Source organism: Actinobacillus lignieresii, from assembly GCF_900444945.1.
Classification (GTDB): Bacteria; Pseudomonadota; Gammaproteobacteria; order Enterobacterales; family Pasteurellaceae; genus Actinobacillus; species Actinobacillus lignieresii.
On the sequence record NZ_UFRM01000001.1, the window covers coordinates 553,469 to 570,390 of the forward strand.

The following is a 16,922-nucleotide window of genomic DNA, read 5'->3' on the forward strand; positions in this document are numbered from 1 at the left end:
TCCGCAAAATCGCTTATAATTGCTTTTATTTTTCGAATTTATCAAACAAAAGGTTAAAAAATGTCCGAAGTTGAACATCAAGAATTAGATCTTAACGGTGAAATGTTAGCTCGCCGTGAGAAATTAGCAAAATTACGTGAACAAGGTAATCCGTTCCCAAATACTTTCCGTCGTGATGCTTATGCAGAAAAATTACACGCACAATACGATGAAATAGAGGGTGAAGCGTTAAAAGAACAAGATATTCAAGTGAAAGTTGCCGGCCGTATTATGCTTAAACGTGTAATGGGTAAAGCGTCTTTCTTTACCATTCAAGATGTAAGCGGTCAAATCCAGCTTTATGTTGCTCGTGATAACCTTGCGGAAGGTGTGTATGCAGATAAAGTGAGTATGTGGGATTTAGGCGATATCGTTGGTGTTGCCGGTACGCTTTTCAAAACTAAAACAGGTGAATTAACCGTTCGTTGTTCGGAAGTGGAGTTATTAACTAAATCACTTCGTCCGTTACCAAATAAAGTACAAGGCTTAACCGACCAAGAAACACGTTATCGTCAGCGCTATTTAGACTTAATTTCTAATGAAGAATCTCGCCGCACGTTTATGATTCGCTCAAAAGTGGTTTCAGGCATTCGTCAATTCTTCTTAGAGAAAGACTTTATTGAAGTTGAAACGCCAATGTTACAAGTGATTCCGGGCGGTGCGGCTGCAAAACCGTTTATCACTCACCATAATGCGTTAGACGTAGATATGTATTTACGTATCGCACCTGAGCTTTACTTAAAACGTTTAGTAGTTGGTGGTTTTGAGCGTGTATTCGAATTAAATCGTAACTTCCGTAACGAAGGTGTTTCAGTACGTCATAACCCGGAATTTACAATGATTGAATACTATCAAGCGTATGCGGATTACCACGATTTAATGGATAACACCGAAGAATTATTACGTAAATTAGCGATTGATATTCTTGGCACAACGACTGTTCCTTACGGTGAATACGTGTTCGATTTCGGTAAACCGTTTGAACGTATCACCATGCACGATGCGATCGTGAAATATGGTAACGGCATTACACGTGAAGATTTAGACAGCTTTGAAAAATCAGTAGAAATTGCAAAAGGCTTAGGCATTGAAATCCAAAAATCTTGGGGCTTAGGTTCTGTGGTTAATGCGATTTTTGAAGAAGTTGCGGAACATCAATTAATTCAACCAACTTTCTTAATGGCACATCCGGCAGAAATTTCACCGCTTGCGCGCCGTAATGATGAAATCCCTGAAGTAACTGATCGTTTCGAATTATTTATCGGTGGTCGTGAAATCGGTAACGGTTTCTCAGAATTAAATGATGCGGAAGACCAAGCAGAGCGTTTTGATGCACAAGTGGCAGCAAAAGATGCGGGTGATGATGAAGCGATGTTTAAAGACGAAGACTTCGTTGTTGCATTAGAACACGGTTTACCACCGACAGCCGGCGAAGGTTTAGGTATCGACCGTTTAGCAATGATTTTTGCAAACGCACCGTCAATTCGTGATGTGATCTTATTCCCTGCGATGCGTCAGAAATAATTTAAATTGATACGAAAAAAGCACACTCTCGGGTGTGCTTTTTTGATCTTACAAGCGGTTAAAAACTGCTAAATTTTTGCAAATTTATAAGGAAAAACAATGAGTTGGCTGATAGTGATTTCACTTTTAACGCTTTCTAACACGTTGATGACATTCGCTTGGTATTGGCATATCAAGCCGTCGGCAACACCATTACCTTTATGGCAAATTGTATTGATTAGTTGGGGAATTGCCTTTTTTGAATATTGTTTGGCTGTGCCGGCAAATAATTTAGGCGCACAATGGCAAATCAAACCGTTCCAGTTAAAGATTCTGCAAGAAGTGATTGCGTTAGTGGTCTTTTCAGTGTTTGCGGTGGTTTATTTGAATGAAGGGTTTAAACTGAACTATTTACTCAGTTTTATCTGTATTTTAGGTGCGGTTTATTTTGCCTTTCAAAAGTAAATGTAAACCAACAAAAAGGCGAGAGTCATTCTCGCCTTTATATTCTTTAAGTAAGCGATCAAAATCGCACGACCTTTTGCAAATTAGTTTTCACGTTTGACAATAAAATGCGCTAATTCTTTAAGCGCAGTGGTATCAAACGGTAATTCCTCAAGCGCATTTAATGCGGTTTGGTATAAGTCCTGCGCTTTCTGCTGTGCGCCTTCTAAACCAAGCAGTTTAGGATAAGTGCTTTTATGCAAGTTTTCATCCGAACCTACGGTTTTACCGATTTTATCGGTTTCGCCAATTACATCTAAAATATCGTCTTGCACTTGGAAAGCTAATCCGATTGCTTGCGCATAGCGTTCAAGCGGTTGTTTTATTGCTAAATTTTGCGAATGTGCGGATAAATTAAAGCCCATCAATACGGAAGCAGTAATTAACGCACCGGTTTTATTACGATGAATTAATTCTAATTCGGCTAAATTGACCGCTTTATCTTCAGCGAGCAAATCGAGGCTTTGCCCTAAACACATTCCTCTTGCACCGGCAGCTTGGGCAAGCGATTGAATTTGGCAGACTTTTTGCGAATCGGTTAATGATTCGTCTTGGGCAATCAGTTCAAAGGCAAAACTTTGTAACGCATCGCCGGCAAGAATGGCAGTTGCCTCATCAAAAGCGATATGACAAGTCGGTTTACCTCGGCGAAGTTTGTCATCGTCCATTGCCGGTAAATCATCATGTACCAATGAATAAGCGTGGATCGCTTCCATTGCTGCGGCACTGTGATTTAGTTGTTCAAGCGGTACGCCCAACATTCTGCCGGTGGCATAAATTAAGAACGGACGAACACGTTTCCCGCCCAGTAATACGGCGTAAGACATCGCTTCAATTAACGCAGAATCATAAGCTTGATATGTTTTTAATTTGGTACTTAAGAAATCATTAATGCGCTGTTGTATAACGCTAAGATCGGTTGAGAGAGAGTAGCTCATTGTTATTTTTATTCGTAATCGGAAAGTTCGGCTTGGTCGTTTTTATTGAGTAAGATTTGAATGCGTTGCTCCGCTTTTTGTAAGCGTTCTTGCCCTTGTTGTACAAGTTTTACCGCAGTTTCAAACTCATTAAGTGCTTCTTCTAAAGGCAAGTCGCCCGTTTCTAAGTGGCTGACGATTGCTTCTAATTCCTTGAGAGTTGATTCAAAATCTTGAGTGGGTTTTTTAGCCATTTTAATTACCTAATTTAGGGCGATAAATGGCGTAAGTTTATCGTTTCCCTCCTTTATTTGCAAATTCCTTTTACTTTTTAACCGCTTTTAGGTATGGTGCGAGCGTATTTTAGTAAGCGGTTAAATTTACAGGAATTTTTACCAATGAAAGTGACACAACTTAATCTTTACCCGATTAAATCAACGGCAGCTTATCGTGTCGAACAAGCCTTTGTGGAAGCCAAAGGTCTGAACTTCGACCGAGAGTTTATGATTACCGAAACAGACGGCAAGTTTATAACCGCTCGTAAAGATGCGGAGTTATACAACTTGTCTGTGTTTCCGATTGCGACGGGGATTGTAATTTGCCATACAAGCGGTCAAAAATGCGTGGCGCTTTACCAAGATTTTCAGCAAGTTCAGACGAGTGAAGTATGGGGAACTCATTTTGACTCTTTAGTGGCAAAAACTGAAGTAAATCAATGGTTAAGCGAAATTTTCAGTCGAGATGTGCAACTACGTTGGCTGGGAGGTAAGAGCCAACGAGAAGTGGCGAACTTTGCTCAACATCTGCTAAGTTTTGCAGATAGCAGTCCTGTTTCACTCATGTCGGAAAAATCACTTGAACAAGTCAAGGAATGGTCACCTGTTGAGATTTCGATGGAGCGTTTTCGTCCGAATATTGTGGTGGATGGTAATCAGGCGTTTGAAGAGGAACAGTGGGAACAAGTACAAATCGGTGAGGTCATATTCACGAAGTCAGCGTTATGTACTCGCTGTGTAATGATTACCCGTGATTTAACCACACTTGAACTCGACTCGAACGTTGAGCCTTTTCGAACACTTAAACAAATGCACGCCAATGAAAAGGGTAAGCCGGTTTTCGGTATTCATTTAGTGCCTCAAAATAGCGGTGTAATTCGCTTAGGCGATCAAGTCTTAATAAAATCTTAATAATTATTCTATATATTATTTCGATATAATCGACTTCAGTCGGGCATTTTATTTTAAATTTAAAAGGAGAAATTATGGAACAACGCCGTTCTGTGTTGTTCCCAATACTGTTTTTTGTTGGGATCAATCTACTCATACTGTTTTTATCTCGCCTAGGGCTTAGCCTATGGCAAGCTGACCGAGTTTCCGCCGTTGATGGCTGGTTACCGCTTTTCTTACAAGGCATTCGTATTGATATTTCCGCCCTTTGTTGGCTATTCGGTGTTCCCGCACTATTTACCGCACTTTTCTTAAATCACAATAAATTAGGCGCAATATGGCGTGTTATTTTACGTATTTGGCTCACCGCCGGTTCGGTTTTTATTCTGTTTATGGAAGCGGCGACGCCAAACTTTATTGAAACTTTTGATTTACGTCCGAATCGACTTTTTATTGAGTATTTGGTTCACCCGAAAGAAGTGTTTAGTATGCTGATTAATGGACATTTGAGCTCAGTTATTATCAGCACATTATTAGCGGTTGTTTCGCTAGTGGTTTATTGGAAACTTTCCGGCTGGGCGACCAATAATCTTCGTTTTCCGAATTGGAAATTCCGCCCGTTAATCGGCTTACTGGTTGCGGCTTTAGTGTTTGTCGGCGGACGTTCTTCGTTTGCTCACCGAGGTATAAATCCGGCAATGGTCGCATTTTCAAGCGATCCGTTAGTTAATTCACTGGTATTGAGTTCCGGCTATTCGGTACTGTATGCTGTACAACAATTAAAAGACGAAGATAAATCTTCCGAGCAGTACGGCAAAATGTCGGTGGAGGAAATGTTTGCTTTAGTGAAACAAGCGAGAGGCAGAGCGGATTCCGATTATATCTCGACTGAAATCCCGACATTGACCTATAACCAAGCAACCTATCAAGGCAAGCCGAAAAATATCGTGATTGTTTTAGAAGAAAGTTTAGGTGCGCAGTTTGTCGGAACGCTTGGTGGTAAGCCGCTAACACCGAATTTTGACCGCTTGGCAAAAGAAGGCTGGCTATTTGAGAATTTATATGCCACAGGAACCCGTTCGGTGCGAGGTATTGAAGCGGTTACTACCGGCTTTACTCCAACACCGGCACGTGCGGTGGTGAAATTGACCAAGAGTCAGCATAACTTCTTTAGTATTGCTGAATTGTTACGTCGTCAGGGCTACGATACCAGTTTTATCTATGGCGGCGAAAAACATTTCGACAATATGGCGAGCTTTTTTTATGGCAACGGCTTTACCCGTATTATTGATGAAAAAGATTATAAAAATCCGAAGTTTAAAGCCACTTGGGGCATGAGTGACGAAGATCTGTTTGATAAAGCGAATGAAACTTTCACTCAGTTACACAAAGAAGGCAAACCGTTTTTCAGCTTAGTGTTTAGTTCGAGTAATCATGATCCGTTTGAATTTCCGGACGGTAAAATTGAGTTATATGAACAGCCGAAACAAACTCGAAATAATGCGGCAAAATATGCTGATTTTGCAATTGGGCATTTCTTTGAGTTAGCCAAAAAATCAGAATATTGGCAGGATACGATTTTCCTTGTGATTGCAGACCACGATTCTCGAGCGGTAGGCGAACATTTAGTGCCGATTCAACATTTCCATATTCCGGCACTGTTTATCGGTGAGGGCATTGAAGCAAAACGTGATAGCCGTTTAGTCAGCCAAATTGATATGCCGGCGACTTTACTTTCACTTGCCGGTATAAGCGGAGAATATCCAATGCTAGGTTATGATCTCACTAAAGACGTGAATCCGAATCGTGCCTTTATGCAATATGATGCAACACAAGCGATGATGAAAAGTGACGGCTCTGTGGTAGTCATGCGCCCAAATACACCGATTCAAGGTTTTGTTTATAATAAAGCGGATCACAGTTTGAAAGCGCGAGAACAGCCGGAAGAGATGAAAAAAGAAGCGTTGGCGCATGCGTTGCTCGGCAGCTATTTATATAAAAATCAGCTATATAAATTACCGAAGCCGGAAAAAGAGTAGCGCTAAGTTAGATTACAAAAAATCGTAACAAGCGGTTAAATTTCACAATAAATTTGCAAGTCATAAATTTTAACTGGAATTTAACCGCTTTTATTTTGCGTGATATGAAAATGTAACAGAAGAATAGGAAAGATCTTTGAGAGGAGATAAAAGGGTGGGGCGTTACCAGCAACCCTCGGCACACAGAAATTTCAACCCAAGCTGCTTTCTTCCGAACCTGACTAAGTAAGCTGAACACCGTTGCGAGGAACCAATAACGCCCCATAGGATTACGCACGCTTAGTGCGTAAGAGCTTTTATTATAAGAATATTTTATAAGAAAACAAGCGATTATTTGATTGAATTGCGTAAGTGATTAGATTATTGCCAATTGTTTTAATAAATGCGATCGGTTTCTTATAAGATAATCACTCGTTACTCGACAAATATGCTTTGTAAAATAAATTAAGTAAACGATTAGCTACTTTTTTTACGATCGAAATAAGTTTTTCTGCTATTTAATTAAGCAATTAATTATGTCTATTGTTGCAATTTTAGGAAATAAGTTTAGAATACGGCAAGCTAAATTATTGAAAGGTAGTTTAGTCAGTCGTAGAGACGAAAAATTTTATTCATTATGCTTATCAAAAGGCTAAACACGATGTTTAGCCTTTTTTATTGCTAAAGGTCTATTGCTTAATCAGTAAAGCCACGGCTTCACATGCAATCCCTTCACCTCTGCCGGTAAAACCGAGTTTTTCCGTGGTTGTCGCTTTTACATTTACTTGCATAACGTCGCACTGTAAATCATCCGCAATGGTTTGACGCATTTGATCAATGTAAGGACGCATTTTAGGCGCCTGTGCGATAATAGTGACGTCCACATTGCCCACTTTATATCCCTGCGCACGCACTTGACGATACGCTTCGATAAGTAATTTTCTGCTGTCCGCATTTTTATATTGCATATCGGTATCGGGAAACAATTTACCGATATCGCCAAGCGCCACCGCACCCAAAAGCGCATCGGTAAGCGCATGTAATGCGACGTCTCCGTCACTGTGTGCGATAAAACCGGTATGATAAGGCACTTCCACACCGCAAATCATTAACGGTCTGTCTTGTCCGAACGCATGTACATCGAAACCGTGTCCGATACGAATCATATTTTTTTCTCCGTGTTTTGGGTTAAGTAAAATTCCGCTAAGGCTAAATCTTCAGGGCGAGTAATTTTTAAGTTATCGCTGCGCCCTGCAATAAGACGTGGCTGATAACCGCTAAATTCCATTGCGGAAGCCTCGTCCGTAACGGTTAAATTTTTCTCGAATGCCGAAATAAGCGCTTGCTTCAGTAGCTGAGTAGGAAAAAATTGAGGGGTAAGCGCATGCCAAAGCGTTGAACGATCTTCAGTGCGCATAATTTTGTTACCGTCGGCTCTTTTCATCGTATCGATTGCCGGAGTCGCTAATATCGCACCCTGTTTATCATCGATTTGTAAAAGTTTATCTAAATCCGACCGCTTTAAACAAGGACGTGCGGCGTCATGCACCAATACCCAAGTATCGTCTTCAATAACTTGTAACGCATTAAAAACGGAATGTGCTCGAGTTTCTCCGCCGAAGACTATTTTAATTTTAGGTGAGTTTAGCAACTCGATTTGAGGATAAAACGGATCGGTTTCGGAAACGGCAACAACGATTTTTTCAACACTCGGATGATTTAAAAAAATCTCAAGCGTATGCTCTAAAATCGTTTTATTTTGTAATTTTAAATATTGTTTCGGTAAGCCGGCTTGCATACGACTGCCGACACCCGAGGCAGGAATTACCGCAATAATTTTTCGTGTCATTTATGTTTCTATGATTTATTGATTACGAGGCACAATGCGATAAAAAGTTTCGTCACTTTTCACCATCTCACGTTCGAAGCGAGCCCGTTCTTCGAGTGCGTTTACGCCGGTTTTCAAGTCGTTGATTTCGGCTGCAATCAAGTTGTTACGGGCTTCCAGTTTTGTATTTTCGTCTTTAAGTCGCTCTACGGCGGTTTGCGCTTCTTGATAATCGCTCCAACCGTTTTTGCCGAACCAAAAACTATATTGGAAAAAGGCTAATAAGAATGCAAAAAAGACAATAAGTACACGCATTTAATTTCTCTAAGTGATAAATAAACTCGTTCAATTCTACCTTTTTTTACTAAAAATAAAAACATCTTCCTAATTGGAAATAGAATGCGTTAAAAGTAGTCAAATGAAAACGGAATGCTGATTAAATTTTTGACTTCTCGCAAAATAAAACAGAGAATTCCTCCAATTTTTCTAAAAAATTTGAAGTACTTAACATTTTTTTTAGTAAGAATTGGTTACAATGAACTTAGTTTTTAAATTTCAACTTTTAATATTATGAATGAGGTAATTCTATGTTAAGTCGTATTGAACAAGAACTAGCACAATTAGGTATTACTAACGTAAAAGAAATTGTACGTAATCCGAGTTATGAACAATTATTCGAAGAAGAAATGAAACCTGAATTAGAAGGTTTTGAAAAAGGTCGTTTAACGACATCCGGTGCCGTTGCCGTAGATACGGGTATCTTTACCGGCCGTTCGCCTAAAGATAAGTATATCGTATATGATGAAACATCAAAAGATAATGTTTGGTGGACATCGGATGCGGTTAAAAATGACAATAAACCGATGAATCAAGCAACTTGGCAAAGTTTAAAAGAGCTGGTAACTCACCAATTGTCAAACAAACGTTTATTTGTAGTGGATGCATTCTGCGGTGCGAATAAAGACAGTCGCGTAGCGGTGCGTATTGTCACGGAAGTGGCGTGGCAAGCACACTTTGTGAAAAATATGTTCGTCCGTCCGTCGGAAGAAGAATTATTGAATTTCGTACCTGATTTCGTTGTAATGAACGGCTCGAAAGTAACCAACCCGAATTGGAAAGAGCAAGGTTTAAATTCCGAAAACTTCGTTGCGTTTAACTTAACTGAAAAAATCCAACTTATCGGCGGTACTTGGTACGGCGGCGAGATGAAGAAAGGTTTATTCTCTCTGATGAACTACTGGTTACCGCTTAAAGGCATTGCGTCAATGCACTGTTCTGCAAACGTGGGTGCGGAAGGCGATGTGGCGGTATTCTTCGGTTTATCCGGTACGGGTAAAACAACGCTTTCGACCGATCCTAAACGTAAATTAATCGGTGACGACGAACACGGTTGGGATGATGACGGTGTATTCAACTACGAAGGCGGTTGTTATGCGAAAACCATCAATCTTTCCGAAGAAAACGAGCCGGATATCTATCGTGCAATCCGTCGTGATGCGTTATTAGAAAACGTTGTGGTGCGTGAAGACGGTTCGGTTGATTTTGCGGACGGTTCAAAAACTGAAAATACACGCGTATCTTATCCGATCCATCATATCGATAATATTGTTGAGCCGGTTTCAAAAGCGGGTCATGCGAAAAAAGTGATTTTCTTAACCGCAGATGCGTTCGGCGTGTTACCGCCGGTTTCTAAATTAACGCCGGAACAAACCAAATATTACTTCTTATCCGGTTTTACCGCTAAATTAGCGGGTACCGAACGTGGCATTACCGAGCCTACACCGACTTTCTCAGCGTGTTTCGGTGCGGCATTCTTATCACTTCATCCGACCAAATATGCGGAAGTATTAGTCAAACGTATGGAAGAAGCGGGTTCACAAGCGTACTTAGTGAATACCGGTTGGAACGGTTCGGGTAAACGTATTTCGATTAAAGATACTCGCGGTATCATTGATGCTATCTTAGACGGTTCAATTGAAAAAGCGGAAACAAAAGAATTACCGATTTTCAATTTAGCGGTTCCGACAGCATTACCGAATGTAGATCCTGCAATTCTTGATCCTCGCGATACTTATGCGGATAAAACACAATGGCAAACTAAAGCGGAAGATTTAGCAAGTCGTTTTGTGAAAAACTTTGAAAAATATACTACAAATGATGAAGGTAAAGCATTAGTTGCGGCAGGTCCGAAACTTTAATACTAAATCCAAAGTTTGTTGAGTAATATTTGAAAAGGCTAATTAGCCGATAATAATCTGCACCTAATAGATTCATATCCATTTAGGTGCAGATTTTTTTTATGATTAAATTTAACTCGGTTTTGTAATAACAAAGAAAATAAAAAGGACTGAGCCGATTTATGACTTCAGTCCTTTAGCAATAGATTTCTTAAAAATATTTTTCGTACTAAATACTATGCTTGTTTTGCCATTTCAAATTCAATCAACATCATGAGGATATGAATCACTTTGATGTGAATTTCTTGCGTACGATCGGCATAACGGAAGTGAGGAACACGAATCTCAACATCCGCAAGTCCCGCCATTTGACCGCCATCTTTACCGGTCATTGCAATTACTTTCATACCTTTTTCTTTAGCGACTTTAATGGCATTCAGTACGTTCTTAGAATTACCGGAAGTCGATAAACCGAAAAGTACATCGCCTTTTTGACCTACCGCTTCAAGATAACGAGAGAATACGTATTCGTAACCGAAATCATTACTTACGCAACTTAAATGGCTAACGTCCGAAATAGCGATCGCCGGATAACCCGGGCGATTTTCACGATAACGTCCTGTCAATTCTTCGGCAAAGTGCATCGCATCACAGTGTGAACCGCCATTACCGCATGACAGTACTTTTCCGCCTTGTTTAAAACTATTAGAAATTAATAATGCGGCATCTTGGATTAATTGGATATTTTTTTCGTCAGACATAAACTTGTCTAAAACGTCGGCCGCTTCTTGGAGTTCTGCTTTTATTTGTGCTAAATACATAAGAAAATCCTTAACTTGATCATAGAATGGTTAATTTACCATCGATATGGTTCGATGCGTTCAAAAGTGTATGAGATTGTTATCTTAAAGTAAACAAGAGAATGAATAATATTTACATTAACGAATGTAAACAAAAGTTTCCAAAAAGATGTTTTCAGAGTATGATGAAGCAAAATTTATCATCTTGAATTAAGGTAAAAGATCATGCTGTTATCAATTAAATGTACGGAAAAATTCACAGTTGCAGAACAAGCGCTACATTTATTAGGTGTGCAAAAGCAGCCTGTTCACCATATTGAATTTACCGAATTAGGTCTTCAAATAGCGTTTTCACCGTTAAATATCGTCCAACAATCACAAATTCTTGAGCAAATTCGACCGCTTGAAGGTGTTGAGTATGCGGAATTCAGCGATTCTTCCCAAAACTGTTTTGATCATATTATTGCCGAAAGCCCCAAAATGCGGGCGGTTGTCGAGCAAGCTAAAAAATTTGCGATGTTAAGTGCTCCGTTATTGATTCAAGGGGAAACAGGGACGGGAAAAGATGTTTTTGCTAAGGCTTGTCATGAACTTAGTACGCGTCGAGAGCATAAATTTATTGCGGTAAATTGTGCGGGGTTGCCGGCAGATGAGGCGGAATCGGAAATGTTCGGGCATCGCGGTAACGGTAAAGAGAATATCGGTTTCTTTGAATATGCTAACGGCGGTACGGTGTTATTGGATTCGATTGCGGAACTTTCGCTTGAAATGCAGGCGAAGTTATTACGTTTCTTAAATGACGGTTGTTTTCGTCGTGTCGGTGAAGATCAAGAAATTAAAGTGGATGTACGCGTTATTTGTACCTCTCAAAAACCGTTGGCGTTATTGGTCTCGGAAGGAAAAGTTCGGGAAGATCTCTACCACCGTTTAAACGTACTTAGCTTAGAATTACCGCCGTTACGAGAACGTCACGGCGATTTACCGTTATTGGCGGATCATTTTATTACGCGTATCAGTCAGCAGTTAGGTATCAGTAAATTGGAATATGACGATGAGTTTTTACAGGCGTTGCAAGCGTATCGCTGGCCGGGTAATTTGCGAGAGTTATATAATGCCGTTTATCGCGCTTGTACGCTTTCTCATAGTTATCGCCTAGCGGTAAAAGATCTGAACTTACCGAATCAAGTCGGCCAATCGGATGATTTTCAAGTCGATGAGAATGCGACGTTAGACGAGTTGGTTAATCGCTTTGAGGCTTCATTGTTACGTAAATTATATAATGAATACCCGAGTACGAGAAAACTGGCCCAACGTTTAGGCGTTTCTCATACGGCGGTTGCAAATAAGTTACGTGCATACGGCATTGGGAAATAAGGAAAGACATGGTTTCTTGTATGCGACAAGCGGTCGGTTTTATCCGCTTTTTTGCAATTTTAGCGATGATTCCGACCGCTTATAGTGCGCCTCGTATTCCGCAAGCGTTATTGGATAACAGCTTGATTTATTGTACCAGAGTATCCGGTTTCAGCTTTAATCCGCAAAAAGCGGACGTCGGCACCAATATGAATGTGGTGACGGAACAAATTTACGATAAGTTGTTCGAGTTTGACGCAGCGACAAATTCCTTAAAACCGAAACTGGTCGAAAGTTATCAGATCAGCGAAGACGGAAAAGTCATTACCTTAAAATTACGTCGTAAAGTCGCCTTTCATGCTACGGAATGGTTTACGCCGACTCGTCCGTTTAATGCGGAAGACGTGGTTTTTTCATTGAACAGAATGATCGGGAATGTCGAAGAGCTTCCCGCTTTGGATTTTAATGAAGACGGTCAGAGAGAAGCATTCCATCAGAATCAGTATTATGCCTATCAATTTAAAGCGAATTTGGCGCATTATCCTTATTTTGAAAGCATCGCCTTAAAAAATAAAATCGAGCGTATTTCGGCAGTAAACGACTATACGGTCAAGATTCATTTGGTTTCGCCCGATCAATCCGTTTTAGCGCATTTGGCAAGCCAATATGCGGTTATTTTATCGAAAGAATACGCTTTACAATTAAATGCGGATGAAAACCTCGCACAACTAGATTTATTACCGGTCGGAACCGGTGTTTATCAACTGAGCAATTATGTACAGAATGAATATGTGCGTTTAAAACCGCATCCTAAATATTGGGGCAAAAAAGCCAATATTGAAAATATGGTGGTGGATGTGTCCAGTAATGATACGGGGCGTATGGCAAAATATTTAAACGGTGAGTGTGATATAGTCGCTTTGCCGGAGCCGAGCCAAAGAACGATCGTTCCTCATAATGAAATTATTGAAAGCCCGGGAGCTAATCTTGCGTTTTTGGCGTTTAATATGCAAAAGCCGGCTATGAAAGAGATAGCGTTACGTCGCCGTATCGCCGGTGCAATTAATCGCAAACGAATTGCCGATACGTTATTTTACGGTGCCGCTAATGTTGCGAATAACGTATTGCCAAACGTCTTATTCCCTTATTCGAATCAACAACGTTATCAAGATCATACGACGCAAGAGCATAGTAAAAAAAGAGAAAAAACGGACCGCTTGAAATTATGGGTATTGGATGAAAAGCGGGTTTATAATTTACATCCGTTAAAAATGGCGGAATTGATTCGGGCGGACTTGGAAAACGTGGGGATTGATGTTGAGATTCGTACCGTCAGTCGTACGGATGTCGTGCAATTATCGGAAGACGGGCAGGCGGATTATGATTTGATTCTGACCGGATGGCTTGCCAATAATTTAGACCCGAATGCGTTTTTATCGTCTATTTTATCTTGCCGCTTTCGTTATGAGGTGACGAATTTAGCCAATTGGTGCAACCAAGAATTCGATCGTTGGTTGGAATTGGCGAGATTGAGTGAACAGCCCTATGTTAAAATCGTGATTTATAAATTAATGCAAAGCCTATTAGAACGGGAATTACCGATTTTGCCGTTAGTAAATAGTAATCGAATTTTATTTGTAAATCCTAAAATCGAAAATGCGAAAGTCAGTCCTTTCGGGCAAGTGCATTTATCGGAACTAAAACTCAAACATAAAGAGAAGAAATAATGTTATTGGCATTTATTCGCAAATTATTTTTAACAGCGATCACGCTGATTTTGCTGACACTAATTAGCTATAACATCTTACTACGCGATCCTTTGAATCATTTTGTCGATTTACAAGGAATAGAAGCTTATTTCAGTTATATTCGAGGCTTACTACAAGGCGATTTCGGCATTAGCTATACGAACGGTGAGCCGATAGCCAATCAGATTTTAAATGTCTTTCCCGCCACCGTTTCGCTTTGTTTGGCGGTATTGATTTTGTCGCTTGTTTTAGGTTTGCCGTTAGGATTTATTTCCGCCGTATTTCGGGAGAACTTGCTCGGAAAAACGCTCGCTATTTTAGGTTCGCTAAGTTTGGCAATTCCGGTTTTTTGGCTTGCCATCGTTGTACTTTATTATGCTTCGAATAATCAATGGGCAATTTCCGCCGTCGGGGAGCTACATCCGATTTATGAAATATCCTCTTTAACGGGCTTTCGTTTATTAGATATTTTCTTGGCGGATTCTCCCTATAAATTGAAAATGATGCAAAGTATGTTACATCACTTAGCGTTACCGACCTTAATTTTAGCCGTACCTGCGACATTAGAGGTGATTCGCTTTACCCATCAACGCGCCGAGTATGTGATGAAACAAAATTATATTCGAGTCGCACAAACACGGGGCTGGTCGCCTTATAAAGTATGGGTAAGACATATTTTGCCTAACACGTTACCGGCACTCATTCCCATGATTGCACATAATTTAACCTTGGTTTTTGCATTCTCTATGTTGGTTGAAAATATATTTAGCTGGGGCGGTATCGGCTTGTGGTTAATCAATGCGCTGTCCGTACAAGATTATAATGCGATCTCGGCCGGAGTGGTCGCCATCGGTTTATTCATCTTAAGTATTGATGTGCTGGTCAGTATCATTACGACACTTTTAGATCCGTATCAGAAAAAGGATTGGTATGTTAAATAAAGAAGAACCGGAACAATTCAGAGAGTCGGATTACTTGAAACAATTCTTGTTGCAACTGCGTCAAGATAAAGTCGCTTTAGCAAGTATATATTTGTTTGCCTTTTTGCTTTTTTTAGTCTTTTTCGGTTATGTCATTGCGCCTTATCAAGCGGATACGCAATTTATCGGAAAAGAATTGATGCCACCCTCTTGGGACGATAACGGGCAAATTAGCTTTTTCTTTGGCACGGACGATTTAGGTCGAGATATTTTCAGCCGGATTCTTTATGGTTTTTACTATACGGTCGGTTCCGCATTAATTATTAGTGCGGCGGTAGCGGTAATAGGCAGCGTAATCGGTATTTTTGCCGGAACAAGTCGAAAATCATTTTCTTTCCTAGGGCATTTATTCGATACCTTTTTATTTATCCCGATCCTGATTATTGCGATTGTGATCGCGACCTTAATGGAAGCCAGTTTAATCAATGCAATGTTATCCATATTTTTAGCGATGCTGCCGCATTTTATTCACAAAATTTATCAAGCGGTACGGCAAGAGTTGAAGAGAGAATATGTGATTACCTTGCGTTTAGACGGTGCATCACGTTGGGATTTAATGAAAGAAGTGGTGTTACCGAACGTTACGCCGGTTGCGGTAAAAGAAATTTCTCATATTTTCGTGATTGCGGTCTTGGACATCAATGCACTGAGTTTTATTGAATTAGGGGCAAAAAGCCCGACGCCGGAATGGGGAACGATGATCAAAGATTCGGTCGAGTTGATTTATATTGCGCCGTGGACGGTAATTCTGCCCGGTATGGCGACCATTTTTGTGATTCTGATTATCAGTATGTTAGGTAATAGTATTAGCCGCGTATTAGAAAAATACTGTTATTAAAATGGAATAAAGTATGGCTCTATTAGATATTCGCCATTTAAGTATTGAAATTGACACACCGAACGGCAGAGTCAGAATGGTTGATAATATAAATCTGACTTTAGACGAAGGCGAAATCTGCGGATTAGTCGGTGAGTCCGGCTCGGGAAAAAGTTTAATCGCTAAAGTGATTTGCGGCGTAATGAAAGACGAATGGATTGTGACCGCCGACCGTTTTCGTTTTAATGATATTGAATTGTTAAAACTGACTCCGACGGAAAGACGTAAATTGGTTAGCGAACATATTTCTATGATTTTCCAAAATCCGCTGTCCGGTTTAGACCCGAGTAAGACGATCGGCACCCAACTTATGCAAACGATTAATTTTAAAGGTAAGTGGTGGCAATGGTTCGGTTGGAAGAAAAAGAAAGCGATTGAATTATTGCACCGAGTCGGGATTCGCGATCATAAGACAATGATGCAAAGCTATCCGTTCGATATTACCGAAGGCGAGGCGCAAAAAGTGATTATTGCTATGGCGGTAGCAAATCAGCCCCGTTTATTGGTTGCAGACGAACCTACACATACACTGGAAGCGACCACGCAGCTACAGATTTATCGTTTGTTATCCAGTATGAATAAAAACCTCGGCACTTCAATTTTATTGGTTGCCAATGATATTCGTAGTATTCATAAGTGGGTCGATTCGTTTAATGTACTTTATTGCGGACAAACGGTCGAAATTGCCGGCAAAGAAACCATTATGGAAGAACCGTTTCATCCTTATACCTCGGTATTACTGAACAGTATTCCGGACTTTTCCCAGCCGTTGGCGTTTAAAAGCCGTTTAAATACGTTAAAAGGCTCGGTACCGATGTTGCAAGATATGCCGATAGGCTGCCGATTAGGTCCGCGTTGCCCGTTTGCACAGAAAAAATGTGTACAGAAACCGCCATTGCGTAAATTCAAACAGCACGAATTTGCGTGCCATTATCCGATTAATTTTAGGGAGAAAAACTTCCTAAAACGAGCGGATTTTGAACCAGTTGTGGTGGCGGATAAAGCGGAATAA

16 protein-coding genes and 1 other RNA gene are annotated in these 16,922 nt (G+C 40.3%); 10 read left to right on the plus strand and 7 right to left on the minus strand.

Annotated features, from left to right (window positions below; translation table 11 throughout):
- The first annotated feature begins 60 nt into the window (after nt 1-60).
- Both lysS and DY200_RS02550 read left to right on the plus strand, forming a co-directional pair.
- Entirely contained in the window at nt 61-1,563 is a 1,503-nt protein-coding gene (gene lysS, locus DY200_RS02545; protein ID WP_115586808.1) for a lysine--tRNA ligase, read from the plus strand.
- Between the two features lie 99 nt (nt 1,564-1,662).
- Nucleotides 1,663-2,007: a DMT family protein gene (locus DY200_RS02550; RefSeq protein ID WP_115586809.1), complete on the plus strand. Its 345-nt coding sequence runs from the start codon at nt 1,663-1,665 to the stop codon at nt 2,005-2,007.
- An 83-nt stretch (nt 2,008-2,090) separates the two neighbouring features.
- Here DY200_RS02550 and ispA read toward each other — a convergent pair whose 3' ends face one another.
- Both ispA and xseB read right to left on the minus strand, forming a co-directional pair.
- Entirely contained in the window at nt 2,091-2,984 is an 894-nt protein-coding gene (gene ispA, locus DY200_RS02555; protein WP_115586810.1) for a (2E,6E)-farnesyl diphosphate synthase, read from the minus strand.
- An 8-nt stretch (nt 2,985-2,992) separates the two neighbouring features.
- The gene (gene xseB / locus DY200_RS02560; RefSeq protein WP_005615126.1) at nt 2,993-3,217 is read right to left on the minus strand and encodes an exodeoxyribonuclease VII small subunit; all 225 of its coding nucleotides are present in this window, start codon (nt 3,215-3,217) and stop codon (nt 2,993-2,995) included.
- Nucleotides 3,218-3,361: 144 nt separating this feature from the next.
- Between xseB and DY200_RS02565 the strand changes: the two genes are divergently transcribed.
- Both DY200_RS02565 and DY200_RS02570 read left to right on the plus strand, forming a co-directional pair.
- The gene (locus tag DY200_RS02565; RefSeq protein WP_115586811.1) at nt 3,362-4,150 is read left to right on the plus strand and encodes an MOSC domain-containing protein; all 789 of its coding nucleotides are present in this window, start codon (nt 3,362-3,364) and stop codon (nt 4,148-4,150) included.
- A gap of 74 nt (nt 4,151-4,224) precedes the next feature.
- A complete protein-coding gene (locus DY200_RS02570; protein WP_115586812.1) occupies nt 4,225-6,168 on the plus strand; it encodes an LTA synthase family protein in 1,944 nt (647 codons plus the stop codon).
- Nucleotides 6,169-6,327: 159 nt separating this feature from the next.
- On the opposite strand, the gene ffs is transcribed toward DY200_RS02570, so the two are convergent.
- The 4 genes from ffs to ftsB all read right to left on the minus strand — a co-directional run bounded on the left by ffs (nt 6,328) and on the right by ftsB (nt 8,290).
- Nucleotides 6,328-6,425: signal recognition particle sRNA small type (gene ffs, locus DY200_RS02575), an RNA gene on the minus strand.
- A gap of 411 nt (nt 6,426-6,836) precedes the next feature.
- Complete coding sequence (ispF, locus tag DY200_RS02580) at nt 6,837-7,313, minus strand: 2-C-methyl-D-erythritol 2,4-cyclodiphosphate synthase (RefSeq protein ID WP_005597258.1); 477 nt, start codon at nt 7,311-7,313, stop codon at nt 6,837-6,839.
- Entirely contained in the window at nt 7,310-7,996 is a 687-nt protein-coding gene (gene ispD / locus DY200_RS02585) for a 2-C-methyl-D-erythritol 4-phosphate cytidylyltransferase (RefSeq protein WP_115586813.1), read from the minus strand. The genes ispF and ispD overlap by 4 nt, the downstream gene beginning before the upstream one ends.
- Nucleotides 7,997-8,011: 15 nt before the next feature.
- On the minus strand, nt 8,012-8,290 hold the full coding sequence (ftsB, locus tag DY200_RS02590) for a cell division protein FtsB (RefSeq protein ID WP_005597256.1): 279 nt from the start codon (nt 8,288-8,290) through the stop codon (nt 8,012-8,014).
- Nucleotides 8,291-8,562: 272 nt separating this feature from the next.
- Here ftsB and pckA point away from each other — a divergent pair, with 272 nt between their 5' ends.
- Nucleotides 8,563-10,173, plus strand: coding sequence for a phosphoenolpyruvate carboxykinase (ATP) (pckA, locus tag DY200_RS02595; RefSeq protein WP_005615124.1), 1,611 nt, complete (start codon nt 8,563-8,565; stop codon nt 10,171-10,173).
- A 215-nt stretch (nt 10,174-10,388) separates the two neighbouring features.
- Here the strand turns inward: pckA and lpcA are convergent, their stop codons facing one another.
- Nucleotides 10,389-10,973, minus strand: coding sequence for a D-sedoheptulose 7-phosphate isomerase (gene lpcA / locus DY200_RS02600; protein WP_005597254.1), 585 nt, complete (start codon nt 10,971-10,973; stop codon nt 10,389-10,391).
- 204 nt (nt 10,974-11,177) lie between these two features.
- Between lpcA and DY200_RS02605 the strand changes: the two genes are divergently transcribed.
- The 5 genes from DY200_RS02605 to DY200_RS02625 are packed head-to-tail and all read left to right on the plus strand — an operon-like array spanning nt 11,178 to nt 16,922.
- Nucleotides 11,178-12,326: a sigma 54-interacting transcriptional regulator gene (locus DY200_RS02605; protein ID WP_115586814.1), complete on the plus strand. Its 1,149-nt coding sequence runs from the start codon at nt 11,178-11,180 to the stop codon at nt 12,324-12,326.
- Between the two features lie 8 nt (nt 12,327-12,334).
- Entirely contained in the window at nt 12,335-14,032 is a 1,698-nt protein-coding gene (locus DY200_RS02610) for an ABC transporter substrate-binding protein (protein ID WP_115586815.1), read from the plus strand.
- Nucleotides 14,032-14,994: an ABC transporter permease gene (locus DY200_RS02615; protein ID WP_115586816.1), complete on the plus strand. Its 963-nt coding sequence runs from the start codon at nt 14,032-14,034 to the stop codon at nt 14,992-14,994. The genes DY200_RS02610 and DY200_RS02615 overlap by 1 nt, the downstream gene beginning before the upstream one ends.
- Complete coding sequence (locus tag DY200_RS02620; protein ID WP_115586817.1) at nt 14,984-15,871, plus strand: ABC transporter permease subunit; 888 nt, start codon at nt 14,984-14,986, stop codon at nt 15,869-15,871. The genes DY200_RS02615 and DY200_RS02620 overlap by 11 nt, the downstream gene beginning before the upstream one ends.
- 13 nt (nt 15,872-15,884) lie before the next feature.
- Complete coding sequence (locus DY200_RS02625; RefSeq protein ID WP_005597236.1) at nt 15,885-16,922, plus strand: peptide ABC transporter ATP-binding protein; 1,038 nt, start codon at nt 15,885-15,887, stop codon at nt 16,920-16,922.